Below are 20,052 nucleotides of genomic sequence, written 5' to 3' on the forward strand. Positions count from 1 at the left end.
TGCAGTTATATGATGTGAGATTCGTAAGTTGAAATAACCAGCTTATAGCTTAAAACAATAATACTTTAACTGCAGCTAAAGTCCCATCAGAGGCATAAACATAAAGCGTATCTTCAACCACAACAGGCTGGGCAACAATAGGCTCATCAGTAATTTTTATGCGGCCCAGCAAGCGACCATCCGTTTTGGACAGCCAGTGTAAATAACCCTCAAAATCACCGACGACCACATAATCACCATAAACTGCAGGCATTGATAAGCGTCGTTGATGTAAGTCAGTTTGCTTCCAGTAAGAAGCGCCATTACGTTGATCTAATTGCCACACATCACTGTTTGCATCGCATAAATATAAATAACTATAGTCAGCACTTAAACCTTGATAAGCAGAGATAGTTTCATTGCGCCATAAGACCTCGCCATCTATAGGCATAACAGCATTAACACCACTTTGATAACTGCTGACAAAAATAATGTCATCTCTTAAAACTGGCGTTCCATTAAGATCGGAAAGACGGTCTATTTCAGAACGGCCATGAGGAACAGCAACACTGGCTTCCCATATATGTGCACCATCGGTTGAATTAAGGGCAATCAATTTACCATTAGCGTAACCGATGATCACCATATTTCCAACGGCTACTGGCGCACCGTCACCTCTAACCGTTAAGGCAGGAATACTATGCTCAACAACCCAGACTTGCGTACCATCCTCTCTATTCAGCGCGACATCAAAGCCATCAGCAGAACGAACAATCAGATTATTGCCGACCATAACTGGTAATGCCAGGACGACACTTGAAACTTGATGCTTCCAGACAGCCTCGCCTGTATTGGTGTTTAATGCCAGAACATCTGCTTTACTGGTACCTACAAAGAGTAAATCACCATCAATAACCGGACCTGATGAAATAGGCAAGTCTGTTTCAACTTCCCAGAACAATTCACCATCCAGCAAGCTTCTGGCTTGAATCAAGCCATCGTGATCAGCAATAATGACCCGTCCATCAGCAACTGCTGGCACCAGATTAAGTGCCAGGTCATCGGTACCGTTGCCATCAGATTTATCCCATAAGACCTCAAGTTTTACTTCTGGCTGATACTCCGTCAGCTCTGCCGGCGGCTCTGAATTATCCGAATCTTTGAATAAGTCACCCACACTATCGGTCATATTGGTCAAAGTTGCACAACCCGTCAAACCTAAAATAAATAATAAAGCTAAAATTCTTCGCATTTAGAAATCAGTGTTTGCTTATTAGGCCAGAGTGTCATATATGACACTCTGGTTCAATATATCTTCTACAGCGCATCTGCACTATCAGAGCTTGTTAAATCATCCAGTTTAAATTGTAGTAATGGTGAACTTTGCCCTGCTGACAAAGCAGCCTGATAAGCAGTTCGCGCCTCTCCAACACGTCCCATGGCGACATATAAGTCACCCTTTAGTTCATCATAAATAGCTCCAAAGCCGCCCAGAGAAGACTGGTCAACATCGGCAATAAGCCCCAGGCCTTGCTCATATTCCTGTAGAGCCAATAGCACCCTAATCAAACGGGTACGCGCGACGTGTGTTATTTCAGTGTCATTGCTGGTAGCAACCGCTAATTGCAATTGCTCTTTCGCAGCAACTAAATCCTGTTGTTCAACTTTTTCTTTTGCTGCGAATAAAAGGGCATAGGCAGCATAAGCAGTCGAATTGTAGTTGGTATTCAATTTATCGGCAATTTCATCAACAGACTCAACTTGGCCCGCTTCTTCAGCTTTTATTATTTGCTCATATAATGATGAAGCCCGGTTCATTTTATCCTGTTGATAACTATGCCACAAACTCCAGCCACCAACAGCAATAATAGCCATGACTATTCCGCTTATAACCGATGTTCCATTGCCTTTCCACCAATCTTTTAAAGCTGCAACTTGCTCTTCTTCAGTATCGTAAATTTCCACTTTTTTACCTTTTAATCGTTAATATAAATTTTAGGCGGTTAATAACTCAATAAGCTCCGCATAAGTAGCCGAACGCTGCTCTTCATCAGTGCGCAAGAATTTAATACCGATAGTCTCATTCGAGATTTCATCTTCCGCAAGAATTAATGCGTAATGCGCGCCACTTTTATCTGCTTTTTTAAACTGACTTTTAAAGCTGCCTGCACCGCAATGCATTTGTAATCTCAAACCCGGCACATCATCTCTTATCTTTTCTGCCAACACAATACCCGCATGCTGTGCTGCTTCACCGACTAAGATCATATACGCATCGACAGTCTGGATATTATTCAGATCATCCCGATTTTCTAATAAAGCCAGGATACGTTCCATGCCCATAGCAAAACCAACCGCATGGCTTGGCTTGCCACCGAGTTGTTCAATCAGACCATCATAACGACCACCAGCGCACACAGTACCCTGGGCTCCTAGCTCAGTAGTGACCCATTCAAACACAGTTTTACTATAATAATCCAGGCCTCTTACCAGACGCTTATTCAGCGTAAAGGCAATTCCCAGCGCATCGAGGGTATCTGTGAGTTTGCTAAAATGCGCTTTGCTCTCCGCACCTAAAAACTCCATCAGTTTCGGTGCAGCTTCAACCAATGCCTGCATATCAGGATTTTTGGTATCCAGAATACGTAGCGGATTACTCAGCAAACGACGCTGACTATCTTCATCCAGTTGCTCAGCGTTGGCACTAAAATATTCGACCAGCTGCTCACGATATACAGCTCTCTCGGCAATAGTACCCAGCGAATTTAATTGCAACTCTACCGTATCACTGATACCTAGTCGCTGCCATAGTCGATGGCTGAGTAAGATTAATTCAGCATCTATATCCGCATCGGCCATACCGTAGGTCTCGACACCTAACTGTATAAATTGACGATAACGTCCTTTCTGCGGACGCTCATAACGAAACATCTGGCCATAATACCAGAGTCTATGCACCTGATTATGTAATAAGCCATGTTCCAGACAAGCCCGTAAACAGCCTGCTGTGCCTTCAGGCCTCAAGGTTAACGAATCGCCATTTCTATCATCGAAAGTATACATTTCCTTTTCGACTATATCGGTTACCTCACCAATCGAACGTTTGAATAATTCTGTTTTTTCGACGATAGGCAAGCGTATTTCTTGGTAACCGTAGGTACCTAAAACATCTCTTACATGCCGCTCAACAAACTGCCAGCGGACAGTCTGCTCAGGGAGCACATCGTGCATACCACGAATTGCCTGAATATTCTTTACCATAAATAAATCTTTATCCGATTAAAAGCTTCTTATGTTTGCTGCCGCATCTGAATAAGGGAAGCTGCGCTTTAATTCCAGTTGATACTGCTCAACCAGATCATATGTCTGTAATGCCGTTTCTATTTTAATACCCACCTCTAAGCCATCCAAAGTATTTCCCGCTACACTAAAGTAGCGTTCAATATAGGCTCTGGCAGACATCATGTCACCTTTTGCATAGCGAATTTTAGCCATCTCAAATAAAGCCAGAGAATACTCCGGATCAGCCAGTAACGCTTTATAAAACTTTATCTCAGCCTGTCTTTGCTGACCATTCTGTAAATCATATAATCCCAGATAGCTATAGGCGACCCATTTTTTCTTATAGAACGGTGCATTGACGATCCGGTTTAACAAAGGCAGAGCTTCATCATGACGACCTTGTTCATATAGAAAAACAGCATAGGCAGTGAGTATATCGAAATCATCAGGTGCCAGCTTTAATGCCTTATCAAAATAATACTGTGCTTTCTCGGGGTCCTTACTACGCTGTTTAATTAAGGCGAAAATCTGATAGGTCGTCGCATTAGTATTATCCAGCTTTAGCGAACGCTCCAGATTGTCCTGTGCATACTGATATTTCTCTAATTGATAATACGCCAAACCCAGCTCGGTTAATGTTTTAGCACGATCTTTAGTCGAGCGATCCAGAAGAACAGGCTCTTGTTCAACATAGGCCACTTTTTCCTTTTCATCAGTTGAAGAACATGCTGTTATCAATCCCATCAGCACTAGTAGCCAGACTTGTTTATTTTGCATGCTGAGCCTCCAAGCGTATCAATCTCTCAGCCCTACGACTTTTATCATTAACTTTACCGACTAACTGCCCGCAGGCAGCATCAATATCTTCACCGCGCGTCTTGCGCACAGTGGTCACAATCCCGGCTTTATACAATACATCTCTAAAACGATCAATAACCTCTTTTGAAGAACATGTGTATTTAGTATTCGGGAATGGATTAAAGGGGATTAAATTCATTTTTGAAGGTACGTTTTTCAGTAGCTTCACCAGTGCCCGCGCATCAGCCAGCGAATCGTTCACGCCATCTAACATGACATATTCAAAGGTAATAAAACCTCTAGGCGATGTTGCTATGTATTTTTGACATGCTGCCATCAATTCTTTTAAAGGGTATTTCTGGTTAATCGGCACTAAAATATCACGTACTGCATCAGTCGGTGCATGTAATGAGACGGCCATACTAACATCGCAGACTTCAGTTAAACGGTACATTGCCGGAACCACACCCGAAGTGCTGAGGGTCACTCGACGCTTAGACAAACCGAAGGCAAAGTCCTCAGTCATTAAATTCATCGCAGACACAACACTGTCAAAATTCAATAAAGGCTCGCCCATACCCATCATTACAACGTTGGTGACTCGCCCCTGCTCTCCAACGCGTTCATTCGCAGCCATTAGTTGACCAATGATTTCAGCAGTACTCAGGTTACGATTAAAACCCTGTTGCGCAGTAGAACAAAAAGTACAGGCTAACACACAGCCTACTTGTGATGATACACACAGTGTTGCACGATTTTCTTCAGGAATATAAACCGCTTCAACTTTATTGCCACCGCCCATTTCCACAACCCATTTACGGGTACCGTCACTGGCGACTTGTTCAAAAATAATATCTGGCGCAATGATACAACAATGCTCTTTTAAATAAGCCCGCAAGGACTTACTTAAATTAGTCATTTGATCAAAATCATACTCCCTTTCCTGATAAATCCATTTTATCAACTGGGTGGCGCGAAACGGCTTCTCGCCAATTTCGGCAAAAAAGGCCTGTAAGCCCTTTCTGTCAAAATTGAGTAGATTTATTTTTTCTTTATTAACGGATACGGTCACAAATTTCTGCATCTGAAAAGAAATAAGCAATTTCACGTGCTGCAGATTCAGCTGAATCTGAACCATGCGCTGCATTTTCATCAATGCTAGTTGCGAAATCAGCGCGGATTGTACCTGGAGCCGCGTCTTTAGGATTAGTTGCACCCATTAAATCACGGTTTTTCATAACTGCGCCTTCGCCTTCCAAAACCTGAACCATTACTGGACCAGATGTCATGAAAGAGATTAAATCATTGAAAAAACCACGCTCGCTATGCTCAGCATAAAAGCCTTCTGCTTTTTCTTTAGTTAATTGCATCATTTTTGCTGCAACAATGCGTAGACCATTGTTTTCAAAACGACTATAAATTTCACCGATATTGTTAGCGGCTACTGCATCAGGTTTTACGATAGAAAAAGTACGTTCTACTGCCATTTGTTTCAAACTCCAGGTTAAATAATAAATTAAAAATAGTGCAAGATTTCTTTTAGGAATCTTATCGAAATTGTTTTTTGTTAAAGATCTTAGGAATAAGACGTTAATAACTTGAACAGGAGTGAAAAAGCTTTAGCTTTTTTCGTCATACACAGCAATAGCTATTGCACTCCTTATCAAATGTCGAAGTTAATAAATACTCATTCCTTAGCTGTGTATTCTCACGTCTTCAAAACTCAATACATACGCTATTGCCCTCTCTATGGCATGGCGTCTATATCGTCGCCTTCAATCTCAGGCTGCATCAAATCTTCTTTACTGACACCTAATGCCAGCACTAAAGGACTTGCGACAAAAATAGAGGAATAAGTTCCTATGACCACACCAACAGTTAAAGCAATCGCAAAATTATGAATAATTTCACCACCTAATAATGCCAATGCAATTAACACTAAAAGTGTTGTAAAAGAGGTCATAATGGTACGACTTAAAGTCTGATTCAACGAGGCATTCATAATGTCTTCTGCTGTACCTGTACGCAGCATTATAAAATTCTCACGAATACGATCATAAACAACGATGGTATCGTTTAGCGAGTAACCAATCACCGCCAGAACAGCTGCTAAAACAGTTAAATCAAATTCCAGCTGTAATATTGAGAAAAAACCCAGAGTAATCAAGACATCATGAACTAATGCTGCGACAGAACCTAAAGCAAATTTATATTCAAAGCGCCAGGCAACATAAATCAAGATACCAAACATGGAGTACAACAAAGCTAAACCGCCATCTTCAGTCAATTCTTCACCGACTTGAGGACCGACAAACTCAACTCTGCGTATATCACCCGTCTCCGCCATTGCTTTACTTGCCGCAGCAGCAACTTCAGTACTAAGCTGGGCACTACTTAAGCCTTCCCTCGGTTTTAGGCGAATCAAAATCTCTTGTGTCGAACCAAAGTGTTGCACAGTTGCATCATCAAAACCGGCTGTTTCGAGACTCGCGCGCATATTCTTCAGATCGACTGAGTGTTTATAGCCGATTTCTACCAAGGTGCCGCCAGTGAAATCAATACCTAGCTTTAAACCTTGACTAGCTAAAGAAACAATGGACGCTATCAATAATAAACCGGAAAAAATAGCGGCAAAACGACGTTTACCTAAAAAATCAATTTGTTTATTCATAGTATTTCTCCTTCCTAAATAGATAGCTTATCAATACGTTGACGAGAACCGTATATCCAGTTAATCATCATACGAGAGCCTAAAATAGCAGTAAACATGGAAGTTAAAATCCCTATAGCCAGAGTAATTGCAAAACCTTTAATCGAGCCGGTACCAAAACCAAATAACACCAGAGCCACTAATAAAGTGGTGATATTAGCATCAAAAATCGTTGCAAAGGCCTTTTCGTATCCAAGATAAATACTCGTTTGAGGAGAGTTCCTATTGCGCAGCTCTTCTTTAATACGTTCAAAAATTAACACATTCGCATCAACCGCCATACCTACGGTCAAAACAATCCCGGCAATACCCGGCAAAGTTAACGTGGCCTGTAACATGGATAGCACTGCAACAATAACCACCAGATTAAAGGTCAAGGCCAGATTAGCAATAAGACCAAAAATTTTATAATAAACCGCCATAAAAACTAGCACCAATACAAAACCCACCAGCACAGACAACATACCTTTATTAATATTATCCTGTCCCAGGCTTGGACCTACAGTACGCTCTTCAACGATATCCACAGGAGCAGCCAATGCACCTGCCCTTAGCAATAAAGAAAGCTTACGCGCTTCTTGAGGGCTATCTAAACCGGTCGTTTGAAAACGCTTGCTAAAGGCATCGCGAACCGTTGCAACACTGATAACTTCTTCAATTTTTTCTTTGCGTCGTACTTTTTTGCCATTCACCATGATCGTCGTACTTTTCTGTTCAATAAAGACGACAGCCATAGGCTGGCCTATATTATCCTTAGTGAATTTACCCATTTTCTTGGCGCCGATACCGTTTAAGGTAATATTAACAGATGGAGAACCATTTTGATCCAGACCTGATGAAGCATCAACAATCTCATCTCCAGTAATAATCACCCGTCGCTTTAATAACACAGGTGCCTTGCTATCGCGCTCATAGTAAAGGCTGGAGCCTGCTGGTATGCGCCCGTTTACTGCTCTTTGCACATCATGTTCAGTATCCACCTTGCGATATTCCAGCGTTGCTGTTGTACCAAGAATTTCTTTCGCTTGCGCCGTATCCTGAACACCAGGTAGTTGCACAACAATGCGGTTATCACCTTGCTGCTGAATCACAGGCTCGGAAACACCTAGCTCATTAACACGATTACGTAAGGTTGTAATATTTTGCGCCAGGGCAAATTTCTTGATTTCTTTTATTTCCTGCTCTGAAATACTTAAATAAATCACTGACTGAGTTTCGTCTACTTTCAAATTCAATTTACGAAATTCATCATCCACCATCGCGATGGCGGCTAGTTTGTCGTGCTCATCACGCAATACAACTTTAATCGCGCCATTGTCGAAAGTTACCGATTTATAGCGAATTTTAGCCGTACGCAACGCCAGACGAACATCATTATTATAACGTTCCTCAGCTTGTTTTATTGCAGCGCCCATATCGACTTCCAAAAGAAAATGCACCCCACCACGCAAGTCCAGTCCCAAATACATAGGTTTGGCACCTAATGCACGTAACCATTCAGGTGTTGCCGGTGCCAAATTCAAAGCTACAATATAACGGTTACCAAGGCTATTACGCCACAAATCTGCAGCACGCATCTGGTCATTAGTATTATTAAAGCGTGCTAACACTTTACTGCCTTCTACTTCCACCGCTTTTGCAGTGATATCGGCATCAATCAGTGTGCCTTCGATTTGGGTCAGCTGTAATTCTGTTATGTCAGTGGCATCGCTCACTGATATTTGTACGGATGGATCATCACCATAAAGATTGGGTAATGAATACACTATCCCCAAGACCAGAACGGCGAGAATCAGTAGGTTTTTCCATAAAGGGAAATGGTTTTGCATGATAAGTCCAACAAGATAAATCAATGTTTAGCGCTGTCTGCGCCAACGAAGAATGAGCACACTCAGGAGTTAAAAACAGCTAACTCTTGCCATGTGCCCATCTGAATATGTTTGCTCCTAAACGCTTTCAGCGGCTTAAGATTTAGCTTTTTTCATCTGAACTTTATAAGTTCCTTTAGGCATTAAGCTACCAATCTGATGACGCTGTACTTGTATAACGACATCAGTCGCGATTTCAACTTGTACAAAATTTTCATCCAGACTGACAACCTTGCCCAATACCCCGCCACCAGTTACTACTTCCGCACCAGGCTGCATCTGCTCAAGCATTTTTTTATGTTCTTTGGTACGCTTGTGCTGAGGTCTTAAAAATAAAAAATAAAAAAACACTAAAATACCTATGGGAAACATCATCCCTTCCCAACCAGGTTGTTGTGCTACTGCCGGAGCTGCTTCAGCAACAGCATCAGAAATTAAAAAACTCATGTCTTCCCCGTGTCATCAATTATTTAGTAAAAAAGCCCTTTATTATGACATATACTTCGCACAGCGACCATTATGGATTGCTATCGACCGGCTTTTGATAAGAGTCTGCGTTGCAGAAACTGTCTCGTGGCCGGCTACGCATGCGTTTTTGCACCTTGCTACTGACAAAAAATGAACTCAATATTGCCTTCGCAATGGTGACGCACGAAGTTATATCGCAAAAAAATCAGCGCCCGCCCCTCTCTTCCTGAAAAATTTAGGACCCAAAATATCTAACGATCCCCATAGCTATTCGGGAACAACCTTGCCCCGTTGTGTATAAAATAAACTTACATATTGTGTAAATACTTTATTTTCTATGGCTTCGCGCACTTCCTGCATTAAGTTTAAATAATAATACAGATTATGAATGGTATTTAATCGCGCACCCAATATCTCGTGACATTTATCTAAATGCCGCAGATATGAACGTGAGAAATTCTGGCAGGTGTAACAGGCACAGTTTTCATCTAAAGGCCTGGTATCAAATTGATATTGGCTATTACGAATTTTAATCACACCCGTCGTCGTAAAAATGTGACCGTTACGTGCATTGCGTGTAGGCATCACACAATCAAACATATCAATACCCCGCCTGACCGCTTCGATTAAATCCTCAGGCGTACCAACGCCCATTAAATATCTTGGTTTATCTACAGGCAATTGGGGATGCACGACATCCAGAGTAGCCATCATTTCATCTTTGGGCTCCCCCACAGAAAGCCCGCCAATCGCATAACCATCAAAACCAATATCAACCAGACCCGCGATAGACTCATGGCGCAAATGCTCGTACATGCCCCCCTGAACGATACCGAATAATGCAGACGGATTATCAGCATGCGCCTTTTTACTGCGCTCGGCCCAACGTAAAGATAAACGCATTGAATCAGCTGCTTCCTGTACAGTCGCGGGATAGGGCGTACATTCATCAAAAATCATGACAATATCCGAGCCTAACTCACGCTGAACTTGCATTGATTCTTCAGGCCCCATAAAAATCTTGCTTCCATCAATAGGCGACTTAAAGGTAACGCCTGCTTCAGTTATTTTGCGCAACTCACCCAGACTAAACACCTGAAACCCACCTGAGTCTGTAAGAATAGGCCCCTGCCAGTTCATAAAATCATGCAAATCCCCATGCGCCTTAATAACATCGGTGGTGGGTCGCAGCATTAAATGAAAGGTATTGCCCAGTATAATTTGCGCACCAATATCAGTGAGCTCATGCGGGGTCAGAGACTTAACCGAACCATAGGTACCAACTGGCATAAAAATAGGCGTCTCGACCACGCCTCGGTCAAAAGTCAAGCGCCCTCGACGCGCTTGACCATCGTTGTTTAGTAAATCAAATTGCATGGGTAAATAATTATAGTAATTGAATTGAGTTCTCAGAATTGAGAGTTAAGGATTAGACGTTTGTAGCGCGTACCTTAGTATGCTACAGACCAGAATGCCCCACTGAAGTACTATCAATCTGGACGGGCAATGCTGTTCACTTAAGCCCTCTGGATATGTCCTAAATATGAAATGCGCCAATATTTTCGACTTATTTTAATATTTTTCACACAATATTCACAATCAAATGCTATTAATTAGCCGTCAGAATTTAAATCTGATAAACAACCATCCGATAAAAGACGGGTGGCTTAGAGAATTTGACGACTGAAAATCGTGGTACAGGGGAAATAGCCCTGTTGTCTATGTTCACACTTTCTTTGCAAGCTAACTACTTAAACTTAAGCAACCGTAGCATGGGCAAAGGGGCTTTATTCCGTGCCTATCACTAATACCGCAAAAGATGGGCACGAAAAAGCCCTTTGCCCATCCTACAAAAGCCTCTCCTTCTCACAATGACTATGAGAGATAAATCTGTTCGCCTAAAGGCGAAGGTTTTAACCTTATGAATAGAAAATAAATGCCTCAAAAACTATCACAAAGCAGATATATTAAGTATGCACTTATTACCTTTTTGATTTTTATAATGCTAGCGATCTGGTCTGTCGACTACCTGTCTGTTGACCATATCAACGCCAATAAAATGATGATTAGCCAGTTTATTGATCAACATTACTACTTTTCAGTACTGCTGTTTTTTATAGCCTGCATCATTTTCATAAACTCACCCGTCCCCCTGGCAGCGATGGTGAAGCTATTAGGTGGCTTTTTTTTCGGCTTTTACCTGGGTGCCTTATTTAATATAGTTGCCACGATTATGGCCTGTCTGGCAGGATTTGGACTGAGCAGATATGCTTTTAAGGAAACTTTCGAAAAAAGCTACTATGAGCGACTGAAAATCATAGAAGACGAACTAGAAACAAATGGCTTCTATTACCTGTTGACTCTAAGATTAATCATGCTGATCCCCTATGCCTTAATTAACATACTGGCAGGTATGTCCCGAATTTCATTCAAAACATATTTTTTCAGTACAGCACTTGGCGTCACACCTGCATCACTGGTTTATACCAATGCCGGAAGTAAACTGGAAGAAATTAACTCGGTTTCACAACTACTGAGTCCAGCGACATTTATTGCCTTTTTATTAGTTGCCCTGATAGTCTTATTCCCCGTTTTAAACAAAAAATTTAATATCATCACCCGCAGTGATTTCTAAACATCATCAATTTATTGTTAATGAAATGAAAAATAATTCCTACCGCACCATCTGGATTTCAGATTTACATATAGGCTCTACGCAATGCCAGGCGGATGTATTACTGGACTTCTTAAAATATAATGACAGTGAAAAATTATATTTAGTCGGCGACATTATCGATTTTTGGGCACTATCCAAGAAAATGTACTGGCCAAGAGAACATAATACCGTGATCCAGAAAATCCTGCGTAAGGCACGACGCGGGACACATATCATTTACATTCCCGGCAATCATGATGAAAATGTCAGAGACTATGACAGCTATATCTTTGGCGACATCATAGTAAAAAATTCTGATATTCATACCACAGCTGGTAACAAACGTTTTCTGATAGTCCACGGTGATGAATACGACACCATAGCACAACACCATCAATGGATCGCAAAGTTAGGCAGCGATGGCTACGATATTCTTGTAGAGTTAAACCGCGTAATAAAAGCAGTCAGGCGATATTTTGGTGTTAACTCACATTTCTCTCTGGCCGCCTATATTAAGTATAAAGTTAAAAATGCCGTCCAGTTCATCTCAGATTATGAAGAAAACATCGTCCATACCTTAAAAAAAGAGAATGTAGATGGTGTGATTTGCGGACATATCCATCATGCTGAAATGAAGGAAATTGATCAATTTTTATATATCAATACCGGTGACTTCGTAGAAAGCTGTACCGCTATCGTCGAACACTTCGACGGACGCTTGGAGCTCATACACTGGACGGAAGTGAATCACGAAGATGTTATAGACTAAGACTAATAATAGCTTAGAACTTTTTATTGCATGCAATAGGCAACTAAGAATGTGTTTTATCCTCGCGGGTGTGGGGAACACGTTACGTGTTTCGTGCTACGTAATACGGCACGCGGTTCATCCCCACGGGTGTGGGGAACACTTACTGTCGTTTATTAAAATATTATTGGTCTACGGTTCATCCCCACCGGTGTAGGGAACACTTACTGTCGTTTATTAAAATGTTATTGATCTACGGTTCATCCCCACCGATGTAGGGAATACTCAAACAGCAATGCAACTGCTTAGGCGCAGTGACGCATTATCAACTACACTGACCCATATCGTCAATACTCTCAGGATAGGTATGGCTGGAGAAATGCCTTCTTCGGCCGCCGTCGGAGTTTCCAATTCCCCAGTAGCTAACACGTCTTCTATGGTGGTCATGATTTTTTAAGAATTTTCGATTGCCGGAAAATATCGCGACACATTAAGCGCACTTCTCGCTCTGGATCACGATAATTTTTAGCGGTAAGTTTAAAAGCATGCGGAATAATATCATCAAATTTAAACAGATCGGCAATATCATAGACAAAAGAGAGCGGTTTACCTGTATAAATAAAACCAATAGCAGGCGCATAAACTGCTGCCAATATTGCGGCTTCGCTAATACCATACAAACAGGTCGTTGCTGAGCTGATGCACTGATTTGGCATATCGGCACTGCCCTAATTGTTACGGTCATAGTTACTGCCGCTCCAGGTTACACTAGATTGTTTAGTCAATATTTGATAAGCTTTCTTGACTCTTGAGCCTTCAATGCCGTGCAATTGTTCGATACTACGTCTTTCGGGCGGCTTTTCTCCAATACGTATTTCATACATTTTACGCACAACTTTTAAATGTGTATTCATCCAAGGCCAACTTGGCCTGATACAGTAAACGATCAGAACACGCCTCGCCCGGTTGACCCAAAGCATATACTCGAACGCCAGCCCCTCATCTAAATTTTGCATAACATGAACGGCCTGTAGTAAATATTTATCTTTTGCATTAAAAAATGCGTACCAAAAGCTTGTTCCAGTCAATACCATGTTTTTCTTTCAACCCTTGATATAAATACTCCTTATAGTTTACCGATAAATCTTCAGGGCTCTCTGCTGTTCCAGCCAGCATTTGAAGTAATTTTTGGTTTCCCCCCTGCCGGTTAACCTTGTTTTTTCCGTTTTATCATAAATAAAATCAATCGCTTACTTGATAATATCGTAACTTCTCATTATCCACTGGCAGCGGCCGCACGAATGACTTCCGATAACGGAGGAATCCCTTCTAACTTCAGTAAGCGACTTTTTAAATAACCCCAAAATGACATGCCGTGCTTTCGGCAGGTCTTCTTGAGACTGGCAAAAGTATCACGGGCTTTCCGCCCTGCATCACTTCGTGTACTCCCGCTGATTTTTCGTTTCTTGACGTAATCCCTTATATCCCGTTCGCTTAAATTGTTATGAAGTGGGAGGTAGGGTTTGTCGAGTACACGGAGGAGTTCATGTTGATTTTTCCCCATTCGCCCGAGAGCCTGGTTAAGCGTTTCGTAACCGGTTTTGGTACTGCATAGGACTTGAAAGCGCTGCCTGATACTGCTCGCCTGTTCGGTAACAGGATTAAGTTTATAAGCTTTCAGGTCATGGTAAATCGACCAAAGCTGGTCGCGTGCGTCATCGACTGCCTTGGTATGGCTGTCATTTAAAGGAATCAGGCGATTAATCACTCGTTCGGCATGGATCCAGCACAAGGCATGATCAAAGACGTTAAACTGCCCCGCATCATCACTGATAATTGAAAAGTCAGAGGAAATGCCTTGGTCTAGCAGCCCTCCCATCAAAGCACCTTCCGTGACTATTTTTCTGTGCCGAGGTTTAACGATGCCTTGCTGATCCAGCCATTCGCACCAGTCAGGTGCCGTGTTAATGCAGACACTGATATTTTCCAGTGTCGCCAAGATTACAACAGACAGCTTATTTTGTGCCATGTATTCAATGGCACCTGTGTTCAATGTATAAAGCGTTGTTTTGCCTTGTGATAGACAGTTTAAAAAATTGATTCTGCTTTTACTTTCTGTACTACTGAACCAGGCAAAAAAATCATTGCCAATATGTGTGCAATAGCCATTTTGCCCTTTATGCCGTGCGCCAGTATCATCTGTATGAATATATTTAGAAACGGATAATCCCGTCTTCAGTAATTCATCTTTTTCGGCATGAAAATCGTCCAGATCTTCTGTTAGTATATAACTGAGCTTACCGCTCGAAATATCGACGCCTAAATCACGAATTTGTTCCAGTAGTAATGGCTGTGTGACATGTTGGTGATGGTATTGATAGAGAATAAAGGCAATAAGGCTTTTACCAAAACTACCTCCCTGAATGTCTTCGGGAAGCTGACCTAAAATCGTAAGACCCTCTGGCGTTATATATTCTGCTAAACGATAACGAATGTTATGAGTTTGAAAGGTAATATCCTGAATAACACGATCCTGATACCCTTTAAAGCGTGAACCCTCTGGGATTTCATCCGGCTGAATAATTTGGGTTTCATCTATTTTGAGGTTGCCTTTTTTACTGCGCCTTGGGCCTTTTTTCCTTTTTGATGAGGAGTCATCACTTCCTGGGGCACCCTCCTTATCCATTGTACTCGGTTTGATTTTAGGCTTTGTGGTTTCGCCTTTAAGCTTGAGTATCTCTTGTGCTAACTCATCAATCTGCTTTTGTTGCCAGGCAAGCATTTCCAATAACACATCGACTAGCGGTGTGCGATCTTCTTTGTTTATCTCTGGTAATTCAGGTTTAGGCGAGTTCATAGAATATATTGTAAAGCAACTTTTTAATATTTTCCCGTGGATAATGAGAAGTTTCATAATATCCGTTGTATTCAAGTGAGTTGCTTGCTGAATAGCCTGAAGTTTCTGTTCGTAACTATCATCTATTCGTGCTGTGATTCTCATTTTGCACCTCTTGTCTGACTGTTTGTCGGACGACTATAACACACTAACAAATTGCAATAGACATTGGTAATGTCAGCATGACTAATCGCTATCGAGTCGCAAATATCTTCAACAAGTAATAGCTTTTCAGATAGTTCTAACTAGCTGATTTCATTTTTTATTTCTTCAGGGCACATTTTTTCTCTTATACTATGCCACACAATACTATCAAGTTTTTAATTTACTCATTTCTAGTAATATTTTTTCACCTTTCACCAACGCCTTAAATAACGGCAAATCACTCTGGTATTTATGCATTAACGCTTGATAAATATTTTTTGCTTCTGCTTGTAGCTGATCTAACGCTTCTTTTCGTAAAATTCGGGCTTCTTTACGATCTATGTCTAATAAAAGCTGCTGTACGATTTGCTGGGCATTAGATATATATTGCTGCATTGCAGTATTTTTTATACCTACTATAAAGTTTGTATTGTATCCTACCGCTTTTTTAGCAAATATTTTATTGAGTGCTCGAGATAGGCGATCTTTTATTTCTAGCCCAGTGTCAATTACTTTTTCTATGCGTTCTAACTTGTCTTTATCCCAATGCTCAGGCATTGAATATAAATCATAAATACGACCTTTTATTGAACCTTTTGAAGCTATATTTCCACCAATTAATAAATTAACTTTTTTTCTAGGAGCAAGCTTTCGAAACTGACTTACAATAAACGCAGGTGTTGTTACGCTTGATTCTGTTTTCCTGCCTAAAACATAAGAGGAAAAGTCTTGCCAACTTTGCCAATTTTGATCCCTCGCACAGACAGGAAATACTCCTTTATCATTTTGCGTAGTTGGCGTAAAAGGGTGTGGCCACCATTGCGCTCCTCCATCACGCCCCTCTTTTTTTGAGCCATAACTTCCCGTATATCTTAAATAACGAAATTCATTTATTGATTTATTCGATTGATGGCCACAAACATCACAAATACAATTTTCATCTATTTCGGAAAAATCAATATGATATGCCAACGCAAATAAGCCACGTTCCAGGCCTATTTGGTGGGCATAATAAATATCCCCTAGCATAGGATCCTGCCACATTAACTTATTATTTGGTTCAGTTATTGCTCTTAATGATTCGAAAAAATCTATTGCAACCGTATTGGATAATACAGTCGTTTTTAAATTTTCTCCTGAAATCAGCGTTGACAATGAACCGCCACCTCGAATTCCAGTTGCTCCAAATTTTGAAAAACACTCTCCCTTAATATTCATATGTAAATTATAATTTAATACATGAATACAATCTGGACAGACTATATTTGCCTGAGACACTTCTGAAAACAAACCTGATGCATCCTCAGACCCTCCACATTCAATGCCTGAGACAAGTTTTGTAATGGGAGCAGAATATATCTTACTTTCGTTTGGCATAGTTGAACGCATAAAACACTTTTCATCAAACCAATGTAAATCAACGTTGCATAATGCGAGATCATATTGCTCTGCCGTTAAACCATGCTTCAAATAGCTTTTTAATTCATTTAAAGCCGGCTTTATTACAACTGTGCTTAATGAGCCTAATAACTGCAAAATTGCCAACTGAATTTCATCAAAAGCATATTGCAGTTGATAATCTGTATCAGAAGTTAAAAGCGTCTTTAAAGAAATTTTCCCTATAGTGGTGGAAATAAAATCATCGGTTAACAAGTTCATTTATCATATCTACTGCTGGCACAAACATAAACCATACGCATGGCATTTTTTCTGGGTATGCTGGTGATTAAATCGCGTACTTGAAGCGTTGCAATTTGGTTTTCACCAGAAACATCACTAAAAATATGACCTTTTTTTGCCAATGCTTTTAATGCATTGGCAGGATTATCATTGTTTATAATCGTTTCAAATAATGGACGTGTTAAAGGACAAGATTTACGACCTTGAAATAGAGTAAAGACAGGTGATTTAATTTTTGTTTGTAATAACTTAATGGTTTCGTCATCCGCAGTTATCGCAAAGGAATGTTCACTATCACACCAGTATTCCCTATAAGTGGGTTTCGTGCCTTTTTGGATTTTCCCCATTGGACTGCGAAAATTCTGTACCGTGTGATAATCCACTATTTTTTGCCCGGTATTATGCACTTGCACAGCAACCTTTAGCTGGTTAGATAAACGATACAATTGCTCATGCTGATCGCGAGTAATCCCTATAGCAGCGCCTAACAAACCGAGTACTGCTGATCGTGTCGGAAAGTGATTAACTCTCCTATGCACATCAAAGGTTTGCAAGCCATAGGCTGACAGACCTTCTGTTCTTAGAATTAAGGTTTTCATAACTTGACCTTAATTAAAGTTGATGTCGCTAAGCTTGCTGACCAAATAGATCTGTTCACTTTTGGCTGAATCAGTCATATCAAAGGCGATTGCTTTGGATTCTAGTTCATAGCCTAAAACTAATTTTTCATAATGAGAAATTAGACTGTTAATTGACTCTTCCATGACATCACTGTTATTTTTAATCGCACGTCTAAAGGCATTTGCTAAGGATAAAGGCTGATCAGACTTAGTAACCATGACAAAATCCGCATGATTATGGGCAGCAAATGTTTTTTGCTTAGCAGAAGGTGAAACTTGTGCAAAACAGCGCACAACGGTATTAATGATGTCATTTAATTCTTGTTTGGATTTTTGAGTGTTTTCTGCAAGCAAATCCAGATTAATAGAAGCATAACGGTAAAACACACCAGAGCTAAATTCTGTTGTACCAATATGTCCTGAACCTTGCTCTGCTAAATCATCACAAGCGGTAAACCAGTCCACTTCAATATCAACACTGTGAGTGGTCAAACTGTGAGCAACACTCATAGCGGCTTCTACATTACGCGCTGGACAACTCGCATCCATTCGACCCGATAAGGCAACGTCAATAGTGGGTAATTGGGGGATACTTTTTAATGCTTTCAGCTCAGTCCCAGCCAACACCATATTAATAGCTTCCTTAATCGCGCCGAGCGCATAAGGCTGAACTGCATCAAATTCACGCCTGGTTTCACCCGTTTCCTTATTTTTTTCTTTTTTAACTTTAGAGCCAAGATTTAACAACACGTCTTCAATTAATTTTGCATCAGCATCAGGTAATTCTTTTATACATAATGCAAATAGTTCATCGAATTTATTAGTACGAATTGAAACTTCGTCAACCACCTTGCGATAGATGTAACTTTGTCTTATCGCTCTTTTTAAACATTGGCTAGAAATACGGCTACGGGTTCTGCCACCAAAAATAGCGGTTTTTTGTAACCCGTAATCATCACGGTTCATCATTGAAGAGGGGTGAGAAATCAGTGTATGGATATTAATAAATGTAGTCATGCGCCTATTTCTTGAAATGAATTAATCTTGTTGGGATAAAATGAAATCTTTTAATAAATTGCGTCTGGACTTATCGCTCCAGTATTGTGCAAGTTTGCCAATGCTGTCTGAATTAAGCTGTTTACTGCATATCAATTGACGCTTAAGGTATTCGATACCACTTTCGCCACTACGACTAATCTGTTTAATATGCTTTTCTTTAACACCTGCATAAATCAATGCCTTAGCCACTGAACGCGGTTATTCTTCATCATTGGCTATATCTACATCCACTAGCAAAAACAATATACACAACGTTTGTTGGTTATCGGGTAAACCGTCATTTTTAGCACACGAAAATAAGCGGGGGCATTGGCTATGTTTTTCAAATTACAGCGATTTAATTCAGCTTGATCCCCTTTTCCCAACCGACAGTAGGCTTCATAAATTCTTTGATACATTATTTTTCCTTTTATTGTGTTCTGGCAAGCGATAATAATCCAGCGCCTGCATGTTTTTTACGACCTACCCCCATCACAACCGCATTATGAATTTTATCGGCATCGGTTATTTGTAATATGCCTTCAAAGGTTACAAAGCGGGATTTATAAATTTTTCGGCTATCCACTAATGCAGAGTCCATTGAGGTCACTGTAACATTTGCCCCCGTTAATTTACGCTGCAACCACTGAATTTGTTCTGCCTGATCTTGAATTTCAATCACATTTCTAGCTTTACTTAATCGTTTGGTAGGATGTGCGACAAGTTTAAATCTACAATAATCACCATTTACCAAATTCAACTGAAAGACTTTACTTTTTAGAACTTCTACCTTGTCACTACTTTTAGGTTCAGTGGATGATTGCAACAGAGCGACAATTTTCTCCTTGTTTTGGCTTTCAATTCGATACAAATGATCACGTTTTCGTTCAGGTGTATTGGGAAATAAACTCCAAATCGCTTGATGCTGCTCATAACTGTCAGTGGATTTTAAAACCACCTGTGAGATATACATTCATTCAACTCCTTTATTCAATCGTTGTTACATTTTTTTGTAACCGCTCATCAAATATGCCTACTTCACAGTAAAAAATATCTGAACCAATAACCGCATTTGGGCAAAAATAATCATCATTTTTCATTTTGCCAGCTTTCCAGATAAAGACACGGTATTTTTCTCTCTGTCTTGTTGTTCGGCATATTCTCT

At 40.6% G+C, this 20,052-nt stretch carries 22 protein-coding genes; 2 read left to right on the forward strand and 20 right to left on the reverse strand.

The genetic code is table 11. The annotated features are described in order from the left end of the window. Positions 1 to 49: 49 nt before the first annotated feature. From bamB to tgt, 10 genes are all read right to left on the reverse strand, one after another. Positions 50 to 1,231 (reverse strand): outer membrane protein assembly factor BamB, encoded by a 1,182-nt coding sequence (gene bamB / locus AU255_RS13640; RefSeq protein ID WP_080523492.1) that lies wholly within the window; start codon positions 1,229 to 1,231, stop codon positions 50 to 52. Between the two features lie 65 nt (positions 1,232 to 1,296). Then, a complete protein-coding gene (locus AU255_RS13645; RefSeq protein WP_080523493.1) occupies positions 1,297 to 1,944 on the reverse strand; it encodes a YfgM family protein in 648 nt (215 codons plus the stop codon). Positions 1,945 to 1,974: 30 nt separating this feature from the next. Then, complete coding sequence (gene hisS, locus AU255_RS13650) at positions 1,975 to 3,240, reverse strand: histidine--tRNA ligase (protein ID WP_080523494.1); 1,266 nt, start codon at positions 3,238 to 3,240, stop codon at positions 1,975 to 1,977. An 18-nt stretch (positions 3,241 to 3,258) separates the two neighbouring features. Continuing rightward, a complete protein-coding gene (gene pilW / locus AU255_RS13655; RefSeq protein ID WP_080523495.1) occupies positions 3,259 to 4,038 on the reverse strand; it encodes a type IV pilus biogenesis/stability protein PilW in 780 nt (259 codons plus the stop codon). After that, a complete protein-coding gene (rlmN, locus tag AU255_RS13660) occupies positions 4,028 to 5,143 on the reverse strand; it encodes a 23S rRNA (adenine(2503)-C(2))-methyltransferase RlmN (RefSeq protein ID WP_080523496.1) in 1,116 nt (371 codons plus the stop codon). The genes pilW and rlmN overlap by 11 nt, the downstream gene beginning before the upstream one ends. Beyond that, positions 5,115 to 5,546: a nucleoside-diphosphate kinase gene (gene ndk, locus AU255_RS13665; protein ID WP_080523497.1), complete on the reverse strand. Its 432-nt coding sequence runs from the start codon at positions 5,544 to 5,546 to the stop codon at positions 5,115 to 5,117. The genes rlmN and ndk overlap by 29 nt, the downstream gene beginning before the upstream one ends. A 260-nt stretch (positions 5,547 to 5,806) precedes the next feature. After that, positions 5,807 to 6,730 (reverse strand): protein translocase subunit SecF, encoded by a 924-nt coding sequence (secF, locus tag AU255_RS13670; protein WP_080523498.1) that lies wholly within the window; start codon positions 6,728 to 6,730, stop codon positions 5,807 to 5,809. Positions 6,731 to 6,744: 14 nt separating this feature from the next. Continuing rightward, entirely contained in the window at positions 6,745 to 8,598 is a 1,854-nt protein-coding gene (gene secD, locus AU255_RS13675; protein ID WP_080523499.1) for a protein translocase subunit SecD, read from the reverse strand. A gap of 135 nt (positions 8,599 to 8,733) precedes the next feature. Continuing rightward, positions 8,734 to 9,084: a preprotein translocase subunit YajC gene (gene yajC, locus AU255_RS13680; protein ID WP_080523500.1), complete on the reverse strand. Its 351-nt coding sequence runs from the start codon at positions 9,082 to 9,084 to the stop codon at positions 8,734 to 8,736. A gap of 288 nt (positions 9,085 to 9,372) precedes the next feature. Beyond that, a complete protein-coding gene (gene tgt / locus AU255_RS13685; RefSeq protein WP_080523501.1) occupies positions 9,373 to 10,482 on the reverse strand; it encodes a tRNA guanosine(34) transglycosylase Tgt in 1,110 nt (369 codons plus the stop codon). 559 nt (positions 10,483 to 11,041) lie between these two features. Between tgt and AU255_RS13690 the strand changes: the two genes are divergently transcribed. Next, entirely contained in the window at positions 11,042 to 11,740 is a 699-nt protein-coding gene (locus AU255_RS13690) for a TVP38/TMEM64 family protein (protein ID WP_080523502.1), read from the forward strand. Between the two features lie 25 nt (positions 11,741 to 11,765). Then, on the forward strand, positions 11,766 to 12,530 hold the full coding sequence (locus AU255_RS13695) for a UDP-2,3-diacylglucosamine diphosphatase (RefSeq protein WP_080523699.1): 765 nt from the start codon (positions 11,766 to 11,768) through the stop codon (positions 12,528 to 12,530). 264 nt (positions 12,531 to 12,794) lie between these two features. On the opposite strand, the gene AU255_RS20850 is transcribed toward AU255_RS13695, so the two are convergent. The 10 genes from AU255_RS20850 to cas6e all read right to left on the reverse strand — a co-directional run bounded on the left by AU255_RS20850 (position 12,795) and on the right by cas6e (position 19,860). Then, on the reverse strand, positions 12,795 to 12,956 hold the full coding sequence (locus AU255_RS20850) for a hypothetical protein (RefSeq protein WP_233144677.1): 162 nt from the start codon (positions 12,954 to 12,956) through the stop codon (positions 12,795 to 12,797). Continuing rightward, a complete protein-coding gene (locus AU255_RS20855; protein ID WP_233144678.1) occupies positions 12,953 to 13,225 on the reverse strand; it encodes a CRISPR-associated endonuclease Cas1 in 273 nt (90 codons plus the stop codon). Before AU255_RS20855 ends, AU255_RS20850 begins: the two co-directional genes overlap by 4 nt. Before the next feature lie 12 nt (positions 13,226 to 13,237). Continuing rightward, complete coding sequence (locus AU255_RS20860) at positions 13,238 to 13,423, reverse strand: CRISPR-associated endonuclease Cas1 (RefSeq protein ID WP_233144679.1); 186 nt, start codon at positions 13,421 to 13,423, stop codon at positions 13,238 to 13,240. Between the two features lie 362 nt (positions 13,424 to 13,785). Beyond that, a complete protein-coding gene (locus AU255_RS13705; protein WP_080523700.1) occupies positions 13,786 to 15,366 on the reverse strand; it encodes an IS66 family transposase in 1,581 nt (526 codons plus the stop codon). A gap of 351 nt (positions 15,367 to 15,717) precedes the next feature. Then, positions 15,718 to 17,208 carry a type I-E CRISPR-associated protein Cse1/CasA gene (locus AU255_RS13710; RefSeq protein WP_080523503.1) on the reverse strand — a complete coding sequence of 497 codons (1,491 nt, stop codon included), beginning with the start codon at positions 17,206 to 17,208 and terminating at the stop codon, positions 15,718 to 15,720. After that, positions 17,205 to 17,828 carry a type I-E CRISPR-associated protein Cas5/CasD gene (gene cas5e / locus AU255_RS13715; RefSeq protein WP_080523504.1) on the reverse strand — a complete coding sequence of 208 codons (624 nt, stop codon included), beginning with the start codon at positions 17,826 to 17,828 and terminating at the stop codon, positions 17,205 to 17,207. The genes AU255_RS13710 and cas5e overlap by 4 nt, the downstream gene beginning before the upstream one ends. Positions 17,829 to 17,837: 9 nt before the next feature. Then, complete coding sequence (cas7e, locus tag AU255_RS13720; protein WP_080523505.1) at positions 17,838 to 18,866, reverse strand: type I-E CRISPR-associated protein Cas7/Cse4/CasC; 1,029 nt, start codon at positions 18,864 to 18,866, stop codon at positions 17,838 to 17,840. A gap of 21 nt (positions 18,867 to 18,887) precedes the next feature. Beyond that, a complete protein-coding gene (locus tag AU255_RS20430; protein ID WP_198942640.1) occupies positions 18,888 to 19,097 on the reverse strand; it encodes a hypothetical protein in 210 nt (69 codons plus the stop codon). A gap of 41 nt (positions 19,098 to 19,138) precedes the next feature. Then, a complete protein-coding gene (locus AU255_RS20865; RefSeq protein WP_233144680.1) occupies positions 19,139 to 19,306 on the reverse strand; it encodes a hypothetical protein in 168 nt (55 codons plus the stop codon). Positions 19,307 to 19,317: 11 nt separating this feature from the next. Beyond that, positions 19,318 to 19,860 (reverse strand): type I-E CRISPR-associated protein Cas6/Cse3/CasE, encoded by a 543-nt coding sequence (gene cas6e / locus AU255_RS13730; protein ID WP_080523506.1) that lies wholly within the window; start codon positions 19,858 to 19,860, stop codon positions 19,318 to 19,320. Positions 19,861 to 20,052: the final 192 nt, after the last annotated feature.

This window comes from Methyloprofundus sedimenti (assembly GCF_002072955.1).
GTDB lineage: Bacteria > Pseudomonadota > Gammaproteobacteria > Methylococcales > Methylomonadaceae > Methyloprofundus > Methyloprofundus sedimenti.

Excerpts from the sequence above, each read along its gene's own strand:
- bamB (WP_080523492.1), bottom strand. The coding sequence starts at position 1,231 with ATGCGAAGAATTTTAGCTTTATTATTTATTTTAGGTTTGACGGGTTGT.
- hisS (WP_080523494.1), bottom strand. The coding sequence starts at position 3,240 with ATGGTAAAGAATATTCAGGCAATTCGTGGTATGCACGATGTGCTCCCT.
- pilW (WP_080523495.1), bottom strand. The coding sequence starts at position 4,038 with ATGCAAAATAAACAAGTCTGGCTACTAGTGCTGATGGGATTGATAACA.
- rlmN (WP_080523496.1), bottom strand. The coding sequence starts at position 5,143 with ATGCAGAAATTTGTGACCGTATCCGTTAATAAAGAAAAAATAAATCTA.
- ndk (WP_080523497.1), bottom strand. The coding sequence starts at position 5,546 with ATGGCAGTAGAACGTACTTTTTCTATCGTAAAACCTGATGCAGTAGCC.
- secF (WP_080523498.1), bottom strand. The coding sequence starts at position 6,730 with ATGAATAAACAAATTGATTTTTTAGGTAAACGTCGTTTTGCCGCTATT.
- secD (WP_080523499.1), bottom strand. The coding sequence starts at position 8,598 with ATGCAAAACCATTTCCCTTTATGGAAAAACCTACTGATTCTCGCCGTT.
- yajC (WP_080523500.1), bottom strand. The coding sequence starts at position 9,084 with ATGAGTTTTTTAATTTCTGATGCTGTTGCTGAAGCAGCTCCGGCAGTA.
- tgt (WP_080523501.1), bottom strand. The coding sequence starts at position 10,482 with ATGCAATTTGATTTACTAAACAACGATGGTCAAGCGCGTCGAGGGCGC.
- AU255_RS13690 (WP_080523502.1), top strand. The coding sequence starts at position 11,042 with ATGCCTCAAAAACTATCACAAAGCAGATATATTAAGTATGCACTTATT.
- AU255_RS13695 (WP_080523699.1), top strand. The coding sequence starts at position 11,766 with ATGAAAAATAATTCCTACCGCACCATCTGGATTTCAGATTTACATATA.
- AU255_RS20850 (WP_233144677.1), bottom strand. The coding sequence starts at position 12,956 with ATGACCACCATAGAAGACGTGTTAGCTACTGGGGAATTGGAAACTCCG.
- AU255_RS20855 (WP_233144678.1), bottom strand. The coding sequence starts at position 13,225 with ATGCCAAATCAGTGCATCAGCTCAGCAACGACCTGTTTGTATGGTATT.
- AU255_RS20860 (WP_233144679.1), bottom strand. The coding sequence starts at position 13,423 with ATGAATACACATTTAAAAGTTGTGCGTAAAATGTATGAAATACGTATT.
- AU255_RS13705 (WP_080523700.1), bottom strand. The coding sequence starts at position 15,366 with ATGAACTCGCCTAAACCTGAATTACCAGAGATAAACAAAGAAGATCGC.
- AU255_RS13710 (WP_080523503.1), bottom strand. The coding sequence starts at position 17,208 with ATGAACTTGTTAACCGATGATTTTATTTCCACCACTATAGGGAAAATT.
- cas5e (WP_080523504.1), bottom strand. The coding sequence starts at position 17,828 with ATGAAAACCTTAATTCTAAGAACAGAAGGTCTGTCAGCCTATGGCTTG.
- cas7e (WP_080523505.1), bottom strand. The coding sequence starts at position 18,866 with ATGACTACATTTATTAATATCCATACACTGATTTCTCACCCCTCTTCA.
- AU255_RS20865 (WP_233144680.1), bottom strand. The coding sequence starts at position 19,306 with ATGTATCAAAGAATTTATGAAGCCTACTGTCGGTTGGGAAAAGGGGAT.
- cas6e (WP_080523506.1), bottom strand. The coding sequence starts at position 19,860 with ATGTATATCTCACAGGTGGTTTTAAAATCCACTGACAGTTATGAGCAG.